Annotated in this window: 15 protein-coding genes and 2 pseudogenes; 4 read left to right on the forward strand and 13 right to left on the reverse strand. The window is 73.6% G+C overall.

Features of this window, described 5'->3' with window-relative positions; all coding sequences use genetic code 11:
* Positions 1-48: 48 nt before the first annotated feature.
* The 7 genes from OG470_RS03275 to OG470_RS03305 all read right to left on the reverse strand — a co-directional run bounded on the left by OG470_RS03275 (position 49) and on the right by OG470_RS03305 (position 7,111).
* Positions 49-1,545, reverse strand: coding sequence for an NADH-quinone oxidoreductase subunit N (locus OG470_RS03275; RefSeq protein ID WP_328420605.1), 1,497 nt, complete (start codon positions 1,543-1,545; stop codon positions 49-51).
* Positions 1,542-3,050: a complex I subunit 4 family protein gene (locus OG470_RS03280; protein WP_328420607.1), complete on the reverse strand. Its 1,509-nt coding sequence runs from the start codon at positions 3,048-3,050 to the stop codon at positions 1,542-1,544. Before OG470_RS03280 ends, OG470_RS03275 begins: the two co-directional genes overlap by 4 nt.
* Positions 3,047-4,984: an NADH-quinone oxidoreductase subunit 5 family protein gene (locus tag OG470_RS03285; RefSeq protein WP_328420609.1), complete on the reverse strand. Its 1,938-nt coding sequence runs from the start codon at positions 4,982-4,984 to the stop codon at positions 3,047-3,049. Before OG470_RS03285 ends, OG470_RS03280 begins: the two co-directional genes overlap by 4 nt.
* A complete protein-coding gene (gene nuoK, locus OG470_RS03290; RefSeq protein WP_328420611.1) occupies positions 4,981-5,364 on the reverse strand; it encodes an NADH-quinone oxidoreductase subunit NuoK in 384 nt (127 codons plus the stop codon). Before nuoK ends, OG470_RS03285 begins: the two co-directional genes overlap by 4 nt.
* Positions 5,361-5,924, reverse strand: coding sequence for an NADH-quinone oxidoreductase subunit J family protein (locus tag OG470_RS03295; RefSeq protein ID WP_328420613.1), 564 nt, complete (start codon positions 5,922-5,924; stop codon positions 5,361-5,363). Before OG470_RS03295 ends, nuoK begins: the two co-directional genes overlap by 4 nt.
* Before the next feature lie 40 nt (positions 5,925-5,964).
* Positions 5,965-6,585, reverse strand: a complete 621-nt coding sequence (locus OG470_RS03300; protein WP_328420615.1) for a NuoI/complex I 23 kDa subunit family protein — start codon at positions 6,583-6,585, stop codon at positions 5,965-5,967.
* 94 nt (positions 6,586-6,679) lie between these two features.
* Positions 6,680-7,111 (reverse strand): ester cyclase, encoded by a 432-nt coding sequence (locus OG470_RS03305; RefSeq protein WP_328420617.1) that lies wholly within the window; start codon positions 7,109-7,111, stop codon positions 6,680-6,682.
* 143 nt (positions 7,112-7,254) lie between these two features.
* Here OG470_RS03305 and OG470_RS03310 point away from each other — a divergent pair, with 143 nt between their 5' ends.
* A complete protein-coding gene (locus tag OG470_RS03310) occupies positions 7,255-8,274 on the forward strand; it encodes a glutathione S-transferase family protein (RefSeq protein WP_328420619.1) in 1,020 nt (339 codons plus the stop codon).
* A gap of 12 nt (positions 8,275-8,286) precedes the next feature.
* On the opposite strand, the gene OG470_RS03315 is transcribed toward OG470_RS03310, so the two are convergent.
* Both OG470_RS03315 and OG470_RS03320 read right to left on the reverse strand, forming a co-directional pair.
* Positions 8,287-9,249, reverse strand: coding sequence for a complex I subunit 1/NuoH family protein (locus OG470_RS03315; protein WP_210917475.1), 963 nt, complete (start codon positions 9,247-9,249; stop codon positions 8,287-8,289).
* Positions 9,250-9,533: 284 nt separating this feature from the next.
* Positions 9,534-10,130: pseudogene (locus OG470_RS03320) on the reverse strand (NADH-quinone oxidoreductase subunit C); the annotation flags it as partial.
* 119 nt (positions 10,131-10,249) lie between these two features.
* Here OG470_RS03320 and OG470_RS03325 point away from each other — a divergent pair.
* Complete coding sequence (locus tag OG470_RS03325) at positions 10,250-11,296, forward strand: glucose 1-dehydrogenase (protein WP_328420626.1); 1,047 nt, start codon at positions 10,250-10,252, stop codon at positions 11,294-11,296.
* 16 nt (positions 11,297-11,312) lie between these two features.
* Here the strand turns inward: OG470_RS03325 and OG470_RS03330 are convergent, their stop codons facing one another.
* A complete protein-coding gene (locus OG470_RS03330; protein ID WP_328420628.1) occupies positions 11,313-12,629 on the reverse strand; it encodes a DUF2252 domain-containing protein in 1,317 nt (438 codons plus the stop codon).
* Positions 12,630-12,718: 89 nt separating this feature from the next.
* Positions 12,719-13,300: an NADH-quinone oxidoreductase subunit B gene (locus tag OG470_RS03335; protein WP_328420630.1), complete on the reverse strand. Its 582-nt coding sequence runs from the start codon at positions 13,298-13,300 to the stop codon at positions 12,719-12,721.
* Between the two features lie 223 nt (positions 13,301-13,523).
* On the opposite strand from OG470_RS03335, the gene OG470_RS03340 reads away from it, so the two are divergent.
* The gene (locus OG470_RS03340; RefSeq protein ID WP_442931035.1) at positions 13,524-14,084 is read left to right on the forward strand and encodes an RNA polymerase sigma factor; all 561 of its coding nucleotides are present in this window, start codon (positions 13,524-13,526) and stop codon (positions 14,082-14,084) included.
* Positions 14,077-15,282: a hypothetical protein gene (locus OG470_RS03345; RefSeq protein WP_328420632.1), complete on the forward strand. Its 1,206-nt coding sequence runs from the start codon at positions 14,077-14,079 to the stop codon at positions 15,280-15,282. The genes OG470_RS03340 and OG470_RS03345 overlap by 8 nt, the downstream gene beginning before the upstream one ends.
* A 67-nt stretch (positions 15,283-15,349) precedes the next feature.
* Here the strand turns inward: OG470_RS03345 and OG470_RS03350 are convergent, their stop codons facing one another.
* On the reverse strand, positions 15,350-16,861 hold the full coding sequence (locus OG470_RS03350) for a pyridoxal phosphate-dependent decarboxylase family protein (protein WP_328420634.1): 1,512 nt from the start codon (positions 16,859-16,861) through the stop codon (positions 15,350-15,352).
* Positions 16,858-18,298: pseudogene (locus OG470_RS03355) on the reverse strand (MFS transporter). Before OG470_RS03355 ends, OG470_RS03350 begins: the two are co-directional and overlap by 4 nt.
* Between the last annotated feature and the right edge of the window lie 11 nt (positions 18,299-18,309).

Genomic DNA, 18,309 nt, shown 5'->3' on the forward strand with positions numbered 1-18,309 from the left:
AATGACTGAGACCTGCGGGAACGGGCCGCCCGGAGCGGGGCGGTCGGGTCAGCGGGCGGCCAGGTCGAGCACCAGTTGCGGCGCGACACCGAGCACCACGGTGGCCACCGTGGCCACCGCCAGCACCACGGCCACCACGCCCACCACGGGTACGGCCGCCGCGCCGCCTGGGAGCGTCGAGGCCGGTGCGGGCGTCGCCGTCGGCGCCCACAGTGCGGCGGTCACCCGCAGGTAGTACGCCAGGCCGATCACCGCGTTCACCGCCACCACCAGCGCCAGCCAGGCGGCGCCGCCGTCCAGCAGCGCCCGGACCACGGTCACCTTCGCGAACAGTCCCGCCAGCCCGGGCGGCAGACCGGCCAGTCCGACCAGCGCGAGGCCGAGCGCCGCGCCCCGCCACGGGTGCCGGCGGGCCGCCCCGCGCAGGTCGTCCAGGGTGCCGCCGTCCGCACCCGCCGGGCGCAGCGCGGTCACCGCGGCGAACGCGGCCAACTCCAGGACCACAAAGAAGACGGTGTACGCCACCGCGGCGGCGTACGCGGCGTCGCGTGCCTCACCCGTGCGGCCGGCGGCCAGCGCCAACGCGCCCAGCGGGGCGAGGATGTAGCCGGCCTGCGCGACCGAGGACCAGGCCAGCAGCCGGACGGTACGCCGCTGACGCAGCGCGACCAGGTTGCCGACGGTCATGGTGAGCACCGCGAGCAGGGCGAGCACCGGACCGGTCTGATCGCCCGGCAGTGCCCGCTGCACCACGGCGAGCAGCGCGACCACCCCGCCCAGCTTGGACGCCGTGGACAGGTAGGCGGCCACCGGCAACGGTGCTCCGTCGTAGGTGGCCGGCGCCCAGGCGTGGAACGGCACCGCCGCCACCTTGAAGGCCAGCCCGACCAGCACCAGCGCCACCGCTGCGGTGGTCAGCGGCAGGTCGCGCAGCTCCGGCCGCTCGGCGAGCAGCGTGCCGAGCCGGTCCAGGTGCAGCCCGCCGGTCACCGCGTACAGCAGCGCGGCGCCGAGCAGCGTCACTGTGGTGGCCACCACACTGACCACGAAGAAGGTGACCGCCGCCTCGGCACTGGCCAGGCTCCCCCGACGCAGGCCGACCAGCACGTACAGCGGCAGGGTCAGCGTCTCCAGGGCGACGATCAGGGTGATCAGGTCGCCGGCCGCGCCGAGCACCACGCCGCCGGTCATCGAGCAGGCGAGCAGGAAGCAGTACTCCCCCACCGGCGACCGCCCCGCCCGCAGCGCGGGCACGGACAGCCCGAGCACGCCCAGCGTGAGCAGCGCCACCACCGCGCCGACCAGGGCCGCTCGACCGCCGAAGATCCAGGAGCAGTCGGCGCCGACGCAGAACGTCTGTCGCTCCCCACCCGCGCCCACCACGGCGGCGCCGACGGCGGTGCCGAGCGCACCGAGCGCGGCCACCACGATCGTGGCCCGCGGCCGGGCCAGCAGCAGGTCGGTGATCAGCACGAGCACGGCGGTACCGGCGGCCAGGTAGGCCGGCAGCAGCGCCACGCTGTCCACGCTCTGCACCGCGTTCACGGGAAGACCACCCCCACGAGGGCGTCGACCGGGGCCTCGGCGACGCCGAGAACGAGCGCCGGGGCCAGCCCGATGGCCAGCGCGAGCAGGACCAGCGGCACCCACGCGGTCAGCTCCGCACCGGCCAGAGCGGGGCCGACCCGGCCGACCGCAGTGCTCGGCCGACCGTGGGTGACCTGGCGCAGCAGCCGCAGGAAGTACGCAGCGGTGAGCGCGCCGCCGACCGCGGCCAGCACCCCGAGGGTGGTCCAGAGCGGGCCGCCCACCTGGACCGCTGCGATCACCGCGAACGCCTCCCCCCAGAAGCCGGCCAACCCGGGCAGGCCGAGCGACGCGATCGCCGCGAACGCGAGCAGACCGGCCAGCCGGGGCGCGGTCTCTCGCAGCCCGGACAGCTCGGCGAGGCTGCCCGTGCCAGTACGGTCCTTCACCGCACCGGCCAGGAAGAACAGCAGACCGGTGATCACCCCGTGCGCGACGTTGCCGATCAGTGCCGCCTGGATGCCGGTGGTCGTCAGCGTGGCGACGCCCAGCAGCACGAAGCCCATGTGACCCACACTGGAGTACGCGATCAGCCGCTTGACATCGTCCTGCGCCAGGCAGACCAGCGAGCCGACCAGGATGGCGGCGACGGCCAGCACGCCGAGCACCGGCGCCGCCCAGCGGGCGCCCTCCGGCGCCACCCCCACGGCCACCCGGATCAGGCCGTAGGTGCCCATCTTGAGCAGCACCCCGGCCAGCACGACACTGCCGACCGTGGGGGCCTGCGTGTGCGCGTCGGGCAGCCAGGAGTGCAGCGGCCAGAGCGGGCTCTTCACCGCGAACGCGAGCGCGAGCAGGGTGAACGCCGCGAGCTGGGTGCCTCGGGACAGCCCGCCACCACCGGTCAGCGCCACCATGTCGGCGGTGCCGACGGCGGCGACCACGACGTACACGCCGACCAGCAGCAGCACCGAGCCGAGCAGGGTGTAGAGCGCGAACTTGCGGGCCGCCCGACGCCGGTCAGCGCCACCCCAGCCGGCGATGATCGCGTACATCGGCAGCAGGACGACCTCGAAGAAGAGGAAGAACAGCACCAGGTCCAGGGCGAGGAAGGTGCCCAGGATGCCCACCTCGACCACCAGCAGCAACGCCACCAGCGTCCGGCCGCTGCCGCCGTCCGGCACCCGCCACAGCGAGTAGCCGCAGCAGAGCAGGGTGAGCAGCGCGGTCAGCACCACCAGCGGCCAGGAGATGCCGTCGACGCCCAGGTGGAAGCGCAACTCCAGGCCGGGCACCCAGGGCAGGTCCAGCTCGTGCCAGGGGCGCACGGCCGGCGCGCCGGCCGACCACGCGAACCAACTCCGGTCGCCGAACACCAGCGGCACCGCGGCCAGCAGGGTCAGCGCCGCCGCGACCGTGCCGACCAGCCGGGCAGCCCGGTCTCGGGGCGTCGCGGCCACCGCGACCGCACCAAGTGCCGGCACCGCCAGTACGGCCACCAGCAGCACCTGCCCGAAGCTCATCGGGTCCCTCCGATCAGTGCGGCGGCCAGCCCGATCAGCAGCGCGCCGGCCAGCACCCCGGCGGCGGCACGGGGCAGCGCCGCCCGGTGCAGGGCGGCCAGCCCGGCACCGAGAGCGGACGCGGCCCGCCCGCTGCCCTCGACCGCCCCGTCCACGACCACCTCGTCGCCGGTGCGCGCGACCCGGGCGAGTGCGCGGACGGGGCGTACGACCAGGGCGTGCTGGACGTCGTCGAGCCGGAACGCGCGGGCGAAGACCGGTCGCAGCGGACCCAGCGCGGACGCCGGGTCGGCGGCCCGGTCGCGGCGCCAGCCCAGCACCACCAGCCCCGCGCCGACCAGCAGCAGCGCCAGCGGCAGCAGCAGCCCCGGCCCGAGATGGACCAGGCCGTCCTCGGCGCCCGCCACCGGCACGGTGGGGAACCGCAGCCGGTCGGCGAACGCCCCGACGAACCCGGCCAGGCCGAGCAACGCGGCCGGCACGGCCAAGAGCAACACCGGCCAGCGGAGCAGCGCCGGCGGGTCGTGCGGCTGGACCAGCGGCAGCCGGGGAGTGCCGAAGAAGGTCCGCAGCAGTAGCCGGCCGGCGTACCAGGCGGTGATCGCGACGCCGACAAGCCCGGCCAGCCAGACCAACCAGCCCACCCAGGACGGCGCCGGGCCGGTGCCCTCCCGGGCGGCCGCCTCGGCGACGGTCAGCACGCCGTCCTTGCTCCAGAAGCCGGCCAGCGGCGGCACCCCGGCCAGCGCGCCCAGGCCCACCACCGTGCACCAGAAGGTCACCGGCATGCTGCGACGCAGCCCGCCCATCTCCGACATCAACGTGGTGCCCACCGCGTGGATCACCGCGCCAGCGGCGAGGAACAGCAGCGCCTTGAAAGCGGCGTGGGTGAGCAGGTGGAACAGCGCCGCCGACGGCGAGCCGACCGCCAGCGCGCCGGTCATGTAGCCCAGTTGGGAGACGGTCGACCAGGCCAGGACCCGCTTGATGTCGTCCTGTGCGGTGGCCGCGAGGGCGCCGAGCAGCAGGGTGATCGCGCCGATCACCCCGAGCACGGTCAGCGTCACCGGCGCGGCCGTGAACAGCGGGTAGAGGCGGGCGACCGCGTACACCCCGGCAGCCACCATCGTCGCGGCGTGGATCAGCGCGGAGATCGGCGTCGGGCCGGCCATCGCGTCCGGCAGCCAGGTGTGCAGCGGGAACTGCGCGCTCTTGCCGGCCACCCCGGCCAGCAGCAGCAGACCGGCGGCGGTCAGGGTCGCGCCGGAGTGGTCGTGGGCGAGCACGTCGGCGATCCGGAAGCTGCCCGTGGACACGCCGAGCAGTGCGATGCCGAGCAGGAAACCGACGTCACCGACCCGGGTCACCAGGAACGCCTTCATCGCGGCGGCGGGCGCGCCGGGCAGCCGGCGGTCGTGGGCGATGAGCAGGTACGAGCAGAGGCCCATCACCTCCCAGCCGACCAGCAGCATGATCAGGTCGCCGGCGACGACCACCAGCAGCATCGCGGCGGTGAAGAGACTGATCTGCGCGGCGTACGGCGGATAGCGGTGGTCGACGTCGACGTCATCGTGCGGACCGCGCCGCAGGTAGCCGATCGAGTAGACCTGCACGGCCAGGGCGACCGCGGTGACCGCCACCGCGACCAGCGCGGCGGCGCCGTCCAACCGGACCCCCAGGGTCACCGTCAACCCACCGATGTCGACCCAGGTGGTCGACGTCTCCCCCGGTTCGTCGACCGTGACCAGCAGCGCGACGGCCAGCGCCAACGCGCCGGCAGCGCCGGTCACACCGAGCGCGACGGCCACCCGTCGGGCCCGGTCACCGCTCCCCGCGCCAGCGGTGGGATGGCGCGGGGCCGGCGGCAGCAGCAGGCCGAGCAGCCCGGCGACCAGCGGTACGGCGGGCAGCAGCGCCCCCAGCAACCCGGTCACCGGCCCACCTCCGGGTGCTGGCCGGCGCTAGCGGCGGCCGGCTGCGGCATGCCGGCGGGCCGCGGTGACTCGGCGGGCTCGGTCAACGGCACCTCGTCCACCGCCACGGTGGCCCGTAGCCGGTAGAGCTGGAGGACGATCGCCAGCCCCACCCCGATCTCGGCGGCGGCGAGGACGATGACGAAGAGCGCGAAGACCTGACCGGAGTGCGGCAGCACGGAACGCGCGGTGGTGTCCGCGGTAACCAGGATCAGGTTCACCGCGTTGAGCATCAACTCGACCGCCATCAGCACCAGCACCGCGTTGCGCCGGCGCAGCACCCCGTAGACGCCGAGGCCGAACAGCAGCGCGGCGGTGACGTACGGGATGATCGGCCTCACCGTCGACCCCCGGTCTCCACGTCGACCTCGCCCGGCTCGGCTGTGCCGTCCGGCCCGGGACCGGGCCGGCCGATGTCGGGCCGGGACAGCACCACCGCACCCACCAGTGCGGACAGCAGCAACACCGACAGCACCTCGAACGGCAGCACCCAGGACCGGAAGATCTGCTCCCCCAGCCGCTCGGCGGTGCCCGCCCCGGGCAGCGCCACCGTGCTCCACCGGTACGCATCGACGAGCAGGACGGTCAGCCCCAGCCCGGCACCGCCACCGATCAGCGCGGCCGGCCAGCCGGGCCGGTCCAGGTCGTCGGAGGCGCCGATCGGAGCCCGGGTCAACATCACCGCGAACAGCAGCAGCACCACCACCGCGCCCACGTAGATCAGCACCTGCACCCAGGCCACCAACTCGGCGCTGAGCACCAGATAGTCGCCGGCCAGCGCGCCCAGGCAGACCACCAGGTAGAGCCCGGCACGGACCAGGTGTTTGGTGGTCACCACCAGTACGCCGGAGCCGACCGCCACCGCACCGAGGGCGAGCAGCAGCAGGTCCGCGCCGGTCACCGGGCCGCCCTCACAGCTCGGACCGCCCCGCGTCGCGCCGTCACGACGCGGGACCCGGGTCGGTGCCGGGCTCGGGGCGTACCGCCGGCGGGGCCGGGCGTGCGGCAGCCGCCTTACGCGCGGCCGCCGTCTCCTCCTTGGCCGGATCGCCGTTCGGGTCGTGCGCGGGCGGCGGCGGGACGGTGGCCATCCACTGGCCGAGGTGGTCCTTGTCGTGCAGCAGGTCCTTGATGTCGTACTCGGCGTACTCGAACTCGGGCGACCAGTACAGCGCGTCGAACGGGCAGACCTCGATGCAGATGCCGCAGTACATGCAGAGTGAGAAGTCGATGTCGAACTTGTCGAGCACGTTGCGCTGGCGGGGGCGGGCGGCGCCGGGGACCGCCACCTCCTCCTTGTGCGAGTCGATGTAGATGCACCAGTCCGGACACTCACGGGCGCAGAGCATGCAGACCGTGCAATTCTCCTCCGAAAGCGCGATCACACCGCGCGAGCGGGGCGGCAGCTCGGGGACGACGTCGGGGTACTGCTGCGTGGTCGAGCGGCTGGTCATCGTCTTGAGGGTGACCGCCAGCCCCTTTACCAGGCCCGCGCCGGGAAGGCCGCGCTCGCTGGCGCCGGCCGGGTCGCCGTGCTCGCTGGGGTCGCTCATGTGGACCATCCTGCCCTGTGGCCCCGGCGCGCGCGACCACCACCCGTGCGTCGACGGCGGTACCCGTGGTCGCGGGGAGAGCTGACCATGCCGTTGGACCGGATCACGCGCCGGTAGCGGCGATACCTCCGGTCGGCGGGAGCATCTCGACGCCGAGCTGCTGGAGCAGCTGGAGCAGCTCGTTACAGCTCCACACCTCGACGATCCGGCCGCTCGCGTCGAAGCGCAGGAACGTCGCCCCGGAGTAGCTGACCACCTGCCCGGTCGGCGGCACCGGCCCGAACTGCCCGGCCTGGGTGCCGGCCGCCCGCCAGTGCACGGCCACCCGCTCACCGGCGGCCAACACGTCCACGATCTTGTAGCGCAGGTCCGGGAAGGCGGCCCGCCGCTCGCGGTGCCAGGCCAGCGTGGCCTCCGGGCCGGTGCCGCCCAGCCCGGGGCACTCGTCGGCGATCAGCTCGTACGCCGACTCCTCCCGGCGGGCGTTCCACACGTCGGCGATGAATTGCCGGGCCGCCGCCTCCACATCCGTCATCCCGGCAGGTTAGCCGGCACCGAACCGGTCGGGCAGGACCGGTCGGATCGCGAGGCGGTCGTGGCCGGATCGCACGCCGGCGCGCAGCGCGGACCGTAATCCGCGACGATGGGGACGAGACGGCAAGCAACCGGAGGAGTGACGTGGGCGAGGAAACACGCGGGAAGTACGTCGAGCCGGGTGCCGAGTTCACCCGGGACCAGCGGTACATCGCCACCCGGATCACCGCCGACGGGCGGGACGGGTACCCGGTGGAGCCGGGCCGGTACCGGCTGGTGGTCAGCCGGGCCTGCCCGTGGGCCAACCGTCTGATCATCGTGCGGCGGCTGCTCGGTCTGGAGGACGACATCTCGATGGCGGTGGCCGGCCCCACCCACGACGCCCGGAGCTGGACGTTCGACCTCGACCCGGGCGGGCGGGACCCGGTGCTCGGCATCGAGCGCATCCAGGAGGCGTACTTCAAGCGCTTCCCCGGCTACGAGCGGGGCATCACCGTGCCCGCGATCGTCGACGTGCCGACCGGGCAGGTGGTGACCAACGACTACGCACAGATGAGCCTCGACCTGTCCACGCAGTGGGGCGCGTACCACCGCGAGGGCGCCCCGCAGCTCTACCCCGAACACCTGCGGGCGGAGATCGACGAGGTCAACGACATGGTGTTCCGGGACGTCAACAACGGCGTCTACCGGTGCGGCTTCGCCGGCAGTCAGGAGGCGTACGACAAGGCGTACCACCGGCTCTTCGACCGGCTGGACTGGTTGACCGAGCGACTGGCCGGCCAGCGCTACCTGGTCGGCGACACCATCACCGAGGCCGACGTGCGGCTCTTCACCACGTTGGTCCGCTTCGACCCGGTCTACCACGGCCACTTCAAGTGCAACCGGCAGAAGCTGAGCGAGATGCCGGTGCTCTGGGCGTACGCCCGGGACCTGTTCCAGACCCCCGGGTTCGGCGACACCATCGACTTCGATCACATCAAGCGGCACTACTACGAGGTGCACCTGGACATCAACCCGACCGGGATCGTCCCGCTCGGCCCTGACCTGTCCAATTGGATCACCCCGCACGGTCGGGAAGCCCTCGGTGGCCGGCCCTTCGGCGACGGCACGCCGCCACCGCCCCCGGCCGAGCCCGTCGACCCCGCGCACACCCCGCTGCGCTGACCCGCAGTCGAGTCAGAGGGCGATGCGCACGGCGGCGGTGAGCACCAGCTGCGCGAGGGAAGCCGGCACCAGCACCAGCCAGCAGAGCCGCTGGAGCTGGTCCTCGCGCAGCCGGGGGTAGGACACCCGGAGCCAGATGATCACGAACGCCACGGCGAAGACCTTGAGCAGGGTCCAGAGCCAACCCAGCTGATCGTCGGCGAACGGACCCTGCCAGCCGCCGAGGAACAGCACCGTGGTCAGCGCGGCGATCACCACGATGCCGACGTACTCGGCGAGCAGGAAGAACGCGAAGCGCAGGCCGGTGTACTCCGTCATGTACCCGAAGACCAGCTCCGAGTCGGCCACCGGCATGTCGAACGGCGGCCGGCGGATCTCGGCCAGCCCAGCGACGAAGAAGATGATCATCGCGGGCGCCTGCCAGAGCAACCACCACGGCTGCCACGCCTCGACGATGCCCGACAGGCTGAGCGTGCCCGCCGCCATCGCCACCGAGGCGGCGGCCAGCACCAGCGGCAGCTCGTAGCCGAGCAACTGGGCGGCCCCGCGCAGCCCGCCGAGCAGGCTGTACTTGTTGGCCGACGCCCAGGCCGACATGAGCACCGCCACCACACCGACGCCGACCACGGCCAGCACGAAGAACAGGCCGATGTCCAACGGCTGCCCGACCAGGTCGTTCGGGCCGAGCGGAATGACGAGCAGCACCAGCAGGTAGGGCACCAGGGCCACCGCGGGCGCCAGCCGGAAGACCGCCCGGTCCGCCTCGCGGGGGGTGATGTCCTCCTTCTGCACGAACTTGACCCCGTCCGCCACGAGCTGCGCCCAGCCGTGGAAGCCGCCCGCGTACATCGGACCGAGCCGGCCCTGCATGTGCGCCATCACCTTGTGCTCGGCCTGCCCGACCAGCAACGGCAGGGTGAGGAACGCGACCAGCACGCCACCCACCCGCAGCACCAGCTCCACCCAGAGCGGCATCAGGCCGTACCCCCGTCGTGCTCGGTCCGGTCGTCGCCCGCCGGCGGGTCCGCAGCCGGACCGTCGGCCGCGCCGGGCGCGGGCTTGTCCCCCGGGCCGGCTGCGGGCGCGGGCTTGTCCGTCGGGGCCGGGCCGGCGCCGGGCGCGGGCTGGTCGGCCGGGGCCGGGCCGTCGGCGGTGCCGGCAGGCCGGGGAGTACGCGCCGGACGGGCCCCCGGAGCGGGCCGCGCGGGCCGCTCACCGGCCGGTCGGGCCGGGGTGCCGCCACGCGGACCCTCCCCCACGCCGCCCGCGCCGGCCGGGGTGGGCGTGGTCCCCCACTCGCCCGGCGCCGGCACGCCCGGCGGGCGGATCGGTCGACGGCCACCGCCGGCCTCGGACTCGCCCGGTTCCTTCGCGCCCGGCCAGGGTTTGGCCACCCGGGAGGCGAGCACGAACTCCTTGCGCAACGGATGGCCCTCGAACTCCGGCGGCAGCAACAGCGGTCGCAGCTCGCCGTGACCGGCGAAGCCGATGCCGAACATCTCGTGCGTCTCCCGCTCGTGCCAGGCGGCGCCCGGGTAGACGTCGACCACCGAGGCCACCGTGGCCGCGCCGCGGGGCAGCCGGGTGCGCAGCAACACGCCGTGCCGCAGCCGGGTCGACCAGAGGTGCGCCACCACGTCGAAGCCCTCGGCCAACTCGTCCACGGCCGAGAGCCAGTCGAAGAAGTCGCAGGCCAGCTCGGTGTCGTCGCGGGCGGCGCGTACCGCATCCGGCCAACTCGCCGGCGGCACGTCGACGGTGGCCCGGGCGAACCGCTGCCCGCCGGAGACCGACGGGGTCGCCTCGACCGGAGCGAGCAGCGCGACCAGCCGAGCGCCGACCTCTTCGGGAGTCATGCCGCTGATCCTAGGACGTCTGTCCCGCGTGGGCCCGGCCCGCGCCGGTCCACCGCCGGCACCCGGCGATCTGCCCGCTTTGCGGACGGCACGGCGGTCGGCGGGGAAAGATGAGGGGCGTGCGCGCTGTGACTGTGAAACCCGGGGTCGCCAACTCGCTGAGCCTCATCGAGGATCAGCCCGAGCCGCCGCCCGAGGAGGGTGCGGTCCTGGTCGAGGCGCTGGCGGTGGGGATCTGCGGCACCGACCACGAGATCATCGCTGGGGATTACGGCGAGGCGCCGCCCGGCGCGGACCGCCTGATCATCGGGCACGAGTCGCTGGGCCGGGTGCTGGAGGACCCGACCGGCACCCTGCAACCGGGCGACCTGGTGGCCGGGATCGTCCGGCACCCCGACCCGGTGCCCTGCCCCAACTGCGCGGTCGGCGAGTGGGACATGTGCCGCAACGGGCAGTACACCGAGCACGGCATCAAGGCGCTGCCCGGTTTCGCCCGCGACCGCTGGCGGATCGAGCCCGAGTTCGCGGTCGGGCTCGACCCGGCACTGGCCCGGGTCGGCATGCTGCTGGAGCCGACCAGCGTGGTGGCCAAGGCGTGGGACCACATCGAGCGGATCGGGCACCGGGCCGAGTGGCAGCCGCAGACGGTCCTGGTGACCGGGGCCGGACCGATCGGGCTGCTGGCCGCGCTGCTCGCCACCCAGCGCGGGCTCGCCGTCCACGTGCTGGACCGGGCGACCTCGGGGCCGAAACCGGAGCTGGTTGCCGCACTCGGCGCCACGTACCACGCGGTGCCGGTCAACGACCTGCCCTTCGATCCGGACGTGGTCGTCGAGTGCACCGGTGCGCCCACGGTGGTCATCGACGTGATGTGCAAGGCGGCCCCGACCGGGATCGTCTGCCTGGCCGGGGTGTCCAGCGGCGGCCGGACCATCGACTTCGACGCCGGGGCGCTCAACCGGGCACTGGTGCTGGAGAACAACGTCGTGTTCGGCTCGGTGAACGCCAACCGGCGGCACTGGACCATGGCCGCGCAGGCGCTCGCCCGAGCCGACCAGTCCTGGCTCGAATCGCTGCTCACCCGTCGGGTGCCGGTGGAACGGTACGCCGAGGCGTACACCGCCGAGGCGAACGACATCAAGGTGGTGCTGGAGTTCGCCTCCTGATCAACGCGCCGCCGGCTCAGATGCCGGGCAGCCGGCCGTTGCGGAACAGGTCCACGAAGAGCTGGTGGTCCTCCCGGGCGCGCAGCCCGTACGCGTGCGCGAAGTCCACCAGATGGGTGACGAAGCCCGACTCGTCGGCGCCCACCACGGCGACGATCGCCTCCTCGGTGGAGTAGTCCACCAGGTCGTGGCTGGACTCGTCGTCGGCGACCGAGTGCATCCGGGCCACCGCCCGGCCGAGGTCGACGAGCACCCCGGTCAGCTCCTCCGGCTCGTTCACGTCGGACCAGTCCAGGTCGGCGGCGTACGGGGAGACCTCGGCGACGAGCTGGCCGGCCCCGTCCAGCTCGGTGAAGCCCAGCCACGGGTCTGCGTGCGCCTGCAACGCCCGCTGCGACTCGGCGGTCCGGTGGCCCTGGTGCTGGAAGTAGCCCCGGACCGACTCGTCGGTGACGTACCGGGCCACCGCCGGCACCTGCGCCTGCTTCATGTAGATGACGACGTCGTTCTCCAGCGCCTGGGTGTGCCCCTCCAGCAGCAGGTTGTACGACGGCAGCCCGGCCGAGCCGATGCCCACCCCCTTGCGCAGCACCACGTCCTTGATCTGTGCCGCCACCGGGCGCGGCCGGGCCGAGGCGGTGGGCAGGGTGCCCAGGTAACCCTGGAAGGCGGCGAGGACCTTGGCCCGGGTGTCCCCGTCGATCTCGAAGACCCCGTCGCTCACGGAGAAGCGTCGCTCGTAGTTGTCGATGGTGGTCTGCGTGGCGAGCAGGTCGACCCGGGTGTTGAGCCGGGCCTGCTGGAGCACCCGGCGCAGCACCCCGTCGGCGTTGTCCAGGGTGATCGAGCCGATCGCGTCGTCCCCACCGGCGGCGATCGCCCGCAGCTCGGTCAGGTACGACCGGGCGAAGCCGGCCACCAGGTTGCCGATCACCGTGTCGGAGAGCGCCTTGCTGTAGCCGAGCAGCGCCACGCTGGCCGCGAACCGCCGCAGATCCCAGGTGAACGGCCCGACGTACGCCTCGTCGAAGTCGTTGACGTTGAACACCAACTGCCCGGAGGCGTTCATGTAGGTGCCGAAGTTCTCCGCGTGCAGGTCGCCGTGGATCCACACCCGGCCGGTCCGCTCGTCCAGGAACCGGTCGTCGGCGAAGTCGCCGCGCTGGTCGGCGTAGAAGAGCGCGGCGCTGCCCCGGTAGAACGCGAACGGCGACGCCGCCATCTTGCGGAACTTACGGCGGAAGGCGGCCGGGTCGATCGCCATCGAGGCGCCGAACTCCTCGGTGAGCACGTGCAGGATGTGGGCGGACCGCTGGTCCACGGGGTTGCTCATGGTCCGCAGGCTAGCCCGGCCCCACCACCCCGGGTGATCAGACAACCGACTGGTCCGCTCGGGCCGACCGGGCGAGGTGGGGGCCCGTCTCAGTCAGCGGTGGGCGGGCGTACCGGAGGTGCGGTGAGCGAGTCGACAGAACGCGGGGCGGAGGCTTCGCGGGGCGGGGCGTCCAGCGGCGCGGCGAGCAGATCCGGGCGGGGCACCCCGCCAATGCCGGACTGCTCGGCGGCGATCTTCTCCTGCAGGCGCAGGATGCCGTGCAGCAGCGCCTCCGGCCGGGGCGGGCAGCCGGGCACGTAGACGTCGACCGGGATGAGCTGGTCGACGCCCTTGGTCACCGAGTACGAATCCCAGTAGGGGCCGCCGCAGTTGGAGCAGGCGCCGAACGAGATGACGTACTTGGGCTCCGGCATCTGGTCGTAGAGCCGCTTGATCGCCGGGGCCATCTTGTCGGTCACCGTGCCGGAGACCACCATCAGGTCGGCCTGCCGGGGGCCGTGGGCGAACGGAATGACGCCGAGCCGCATGAAGTCGTGCCGGCCCATACTGGTGGCGATGAACTCGATCGCGCAGCAGGCCAGGCCGAAGTTGAAGACCCAGAGCGAGTAGCGGCGCCCCCAGTTCAGCACGAACCGGATCGGCTCTCCCAGCACTGCCGGTAGCTGCACGACGCCCCCCTCCTGTCACCCACTGGACAGTCAACCACAGCGTCCGGCGGCAACCCCGAGGGCCGTTGTGGACTTCTATCGGGGTACGGCGCCGAGAACGGCCGGGCCCGGATGTCCCGCACCCGACATAGAACCTCCGCCGTCGTGCGCAACCGGCCGGCGCGTCCGGTTGTGTGACCGGTGCTGGCGGACTCACCGCCTGCGGCCACCACGGGGAGGACGAGTGCTTGTGACGAGAGACGTACGGGTGGGTGGACCCCCACCCGAGCCACCGGGAACCACAGTCCCTCCGCCGGCCAAGCTGGTCTTCGACGACTTCTATCACGCCCACTTCCGCGGGCTGGTGGTGCAGCTCACCGCGTACACCGGCGACCGCGGGCAGGCGCAGGACCTGGTTCAGGAGGCGTTCTGTCGGGCGTACACCCGGTGGGACCGGCTGGCCCGGTACGAGGACCCGCTGGCCTGGGTGCGCCGGGTCGCCTGGAACCTCGCCCACAACCGCTGGCGGCGGCTGCGCACCGCCCAGGCGTGGCTGCTGCGGCAGCGGGAGACGCACGTAGCGGGGCCGAGCCCCGACCGGGTCGCCGTCGACGCTGCGCTGGCGCAGTTGCCCCCAAAGCAGCGGCGGGCCGTCGTACTGCACTACCTCGCCGACCTGTCGATCGCCGAGATCGCCGCCCAGGAACGGGTCGCCGAGGGGACGGTCAAGTCCTGGCTGCACCGGGGGCGGGCTGCCCTCGCGACACACCTACGCGACACCAACGAGGAGGTGCGGGATGTCTGAGCAGGAGACCCTCGGCTTCGCCGAGGAGTTCGCCCACTACCGCCGTACCGTGCTGGCCGAGGTCGAGGTGCCCGGACCCGCTGCCGTCCGGCGGGCGGCACGAGGGCGCGGCCGTCGCCGGTTGGCGGCGACCACCACCGTGGTGCTCGCGCTGTTCAGCGGGTCGGCCGTCGGGTACGCGGCGATGAACGACCCGGAGCTCCGCCCGGGTCCGGTCGAGCCCACGCCAAGCGCGCCGGTGTCGCCGTCGAGCGCCCCACCCAGCCCGACCGCCAGCCCTTCCGCGACCAGCGCCAGCCCGACCTCGCCCGGACCCGACGGTCGGCTCAGCCGGTCGCAGCTCCTGGGCGCGCCGGTGACCCTGCCGGCGTGGCGGGCCGGACGCGGCTGCCCGACGTCGGGCGTACGGCTCACCGCCGACGCCAGGGAGGGCGCGAACTGGCTCCAGGCGCTCGACCACGGCGACGTCGACGGGGACGGCGCGGTGGAGACGGTGGCGCTGGTGCAGTGCGTGCTCGGCACCGGCGGTCCGCAGCAGGTGGTCGTCTTCGACCGGGATGGCACCGGCCGGCTCGTCACGCTGGGTCGGGTGGTGGCGACGACCAAGGACAAGCCGCAATGGCTGTTCGCGCTCGACGTCGTCGTCGACGACGGCACGGTACGGGTGCAGGTCGGCGACATCGCGCCCGGAGGCGGCTGGCCCGGCGAGTGGTCACAGCGGCAGTGGCGTGGCTACCGCTGGCAGGGTGACGCCTTCGCCCAGGTCTCCGGCCCGACCAGCTTCGGCCCGAACCCGCACTCGGCGGATCTCGCCGTGACCGCCACCGATCTGGTGCTCGGCACCGCGTCGGACGGTTCCCACACGGGTACGACGACGGTACGGATCCGCAACCGGGGCGCCGGGCCGGTCCCGTACGTGGCGCTGCGGCTGAACGTGCCCCCAGTCGTGCGCCCGGACGTCGACGGCTGGGCCCCGTGCCGCAACGAGCCGCAGACGACCCAGGAGCCGGTGACCTGCGACCTGGGCAGGCTGGAGGCAGGGGCCGAGATGACGCTCACGCTGAGTTTCCGAGCCGGCCAGGGCGTCACGGTGGGCACGGGAACCGCCGAAGTGGACGCCCGGCCGATGGACAGCGGGTTCAACTTCCTGCTGGACACCCACGACGCCGACAACGTGGTCCGGATCGCCTATCGGTGAAGCGCTCGACGGGTTCGCGACGGCCGTGCAGCACGCCGGGTGGCGTGCGGCACGGCCGTCGCTCCCGTCACCAGCTCGGGCGTTGCAGCAGGCCGACGAACTCGACCAGCAGCCGCTCGCGCAGCGCCGGCGGCGCGGCGTTGAGCAGCGTGTTCACCACCGCCATCCGCTCGGGCAGCGGCCCGACGCCCGAGTCGCCGTCCGGACCCGGCTCGGCCCCCAGACCCAGCCCGGCTGCCAGGCCGACGACCAGCTCCGGGGTCAACGCGTCCGGCGTGAGGGCGCCGACCACGGCGGTCAATTCCGCAGGCAGCCGGACCGGGCCGGCCGCCCGGGCAGCCGCCACCGCGTCGGCCAGGTCCGGCCCGAACTCGGCCACCCGGGGCGCCACCGCGGCGGTCACCGTGAGGTGCACACTGGCCGGCAGGCCGGCGTACGACAACTGCGGCTGGGTGTGCCAGCCGCGCGCGGTCAACTCGTCGACGAGGACGAACAGGTCGGGGCCGCCCTCGGTGGCGGTGAAGCAGACCACGGTGGACTCCGGCTCGGCCATCAGCCGCAGCCCGTCGACCCCGCGCACGGCGGCGGCCAGCCCGGCCACCGCTTCCCGGGTGCGCTCGGCCAGCGCCAAATACCCGGCGTCGCCGAGGTGCCGCAGGGTCGCGTACGCGGCGGCGATCGGCCCGCCCGAGCGGGTGGAGGCGATCACCGGGTTGATCATCGTGTAGCCGGGCCAGTCCGCGTAGGCGAAGTACTGCGGGGCGCGTAGCGCGGCGTCGCGGTGCAGCAGCACGGACACCCCCTTCGGCGCGTACGCGTACTTGTGCAGGTCGACCGAGATGGAGGTGACCCCGGGTACCGCGAAGTCGAACGCCGGCACCGGGGCACCGAGGCGGCGCAGGTACGGCAGGGTCCAGCCGCCGAAGCAGGCGTCCACGTGGCAGCGCACCCCGGCCTCGGCCGCCGCCGCCGCGATCTCCGCGACCGGGTCCACCACGCCGTGCGCGTACGACGGCGCGGAGCAGGCCACCAGCACCGTCTCCGGGCGGATCGCGGCGGCCATCGCGGCCGGGTCGGGGCGCAGCGTGTCCAGGGAGACCGGCACCACGTCCAGCGCCACCCGCAGGTAGTGCGCCGCCTTGGCGAACGCCGCGTGCGCGTTCGCCGGCACCACGATCCGGGGTGCGGCCAGCTCGGGGTGGGCGTCCCGGGCCGCCTTGACCGCGAGGATCAGTGACTCGGTGCCGCCACTGGTGACACTGCCGACCACGTCCGGGGCGGTCGTGCCCGGCCCACCGCCGAGCACCCGGCCGGCCGCGCCGACCAGCGCGTTCTCCATCGCCAGCAGGGACGGGAACGCGGTCGGGTCCAGCCCGTTGACGTGCGCGCTCTCCCGGTGTGCGGCGGCGGCGAGGTCGTCCAGCCCCGGCACCGCCGGGTCGTAGACGTACGCGAAGAGCCGCCCGCCGTGGGTGGGCCGATCGCCCGCGCGCAGCTCCCGAACCTCGGCCAACGCGACGTCCGCCGCCACCCCGTCCCGGGACAGCGCCCCGGCCCACACCCTGTTCTCGTCGATCATGGACCTGTGGTGCCCTTCTCGTGACGGTCAATGGCTTTCGTCCCCCACCACAACCCCATGATCGACGCGTCGGTTGTGCGTGGCTGCGGCGAGGAGGGCGGGGGTGAGGGTGTAGCGGCGCAGGAGGAGGACGGGGAGACCTACCAGCAGGGCGGGCAGGACTGTGAAGCCGAGCAGGACGCCGAGGCGGGCGGTGTCGGACTGGGCGGCCGCCGTGCCGGTGTCGGAGGAGACGTAGCCGGAGAACTGGAGCACCAGGCCGTAGATGCCGGGGCCGAGGGCCAGACCGAAGGTCTCTCCGGCGGTCCAGAGGCCGGTGAAGACGCCGGCCTGCCGCCGGCCGGTGCGCGCCGTGTCGTACGCGATGCAGTCCGGCAACATGGCCAGCGCGAACACCTGCTGACCGGCGTAGCCGACGCCGATCACCGCGACCAGGAGATAGACCGCGACCGGCGGCAGTGCCGGCGCGGCGACCAGGGCGAGTGCCCCGGCGGCGAGGATCAGCGCGGCGGCGACCAGGGCGGCTCGCTTACCCAGCCTGGCCCCCACCCGGGTCCAGAGCGGCATCACCAGCAGCGCCGGCCCGACGAAGCAGACGAAGAGCAGGGTCGGGCCGCTCTGCTCGTCGCGCAGGATCTGCCCGGCGAAGTAGTTGACCCCGGCCAGGATGGTCGCCACCCCGGCGGACTGCACCACGAAGCAGATCAGCAGCGCCCGGAACGGCCGGTTGGCGCCGGCCACGGCGAGCTGGGCGCGCAGCGTCGGCTCGCTGCCGCCCACCGTGCCGGTCGGGGCGGACCGGGTGCCGAAGAACGCGCCGACGGCGCCGAGGGCGATCAGCAGCGCCACGAACAGGCCCATCCACCGGTGCCCGGGCAGGCCGTCACCGCTCGCGGTCACCACCAGCGGGGCGACCGCGCCGGAGACCAGGATGGCCAGTGCCAGCACGGCGATCCGCCAGGTCATCAGCCGGGTACGTTCGGCGTAGTCGTCGGTCAGCTCCGCCGGCATCGCCACGTACGGCACCTGGAAGAAGGCGAACGCGGTGGCGGTGGCGAGGAAGGCGAGCGCCACGTACGCCGGGGCGGCCGGGCCGTTGCCGAACGGCGCGGCGAAGATGGCCGCGAAGAGCACGGCGAGGGCGAGGCCGGCGACGAGCAGGTACGGCCGGCGGGCGCCCCAGCGCGACCGGGTGCGGTCGGAGATTCGCCCGGCGACCGGGTTGACCAGCACGTCCCATGCCTTGGGCAGCAGCACCAGAAGGGCGGCCACCCCGGCGGCGACGCCCAGCGTGTCGGTCAGGTACGGCAGCAGCAGCAGACCGGGCACTGTGCCGAACGCGCCGGTGGCCAGTGAGCCGAGCGAGTACCCGGCGTGCACCGACCGGGGCAGCGGACCGGCGGCGGGCAAGCCGGCGTCACCCGGCGGCGGGTTCATGGGGCCGAATG

Source organism: Micromonospora sp. NBC_00389 (genome assembly GCF_036059255.1).
Classification (GTDB): Bacteria; Actinomycetota; Actinomycetes; order Mycobacteriales; family Micromonosporaceae; genus Micromonospora.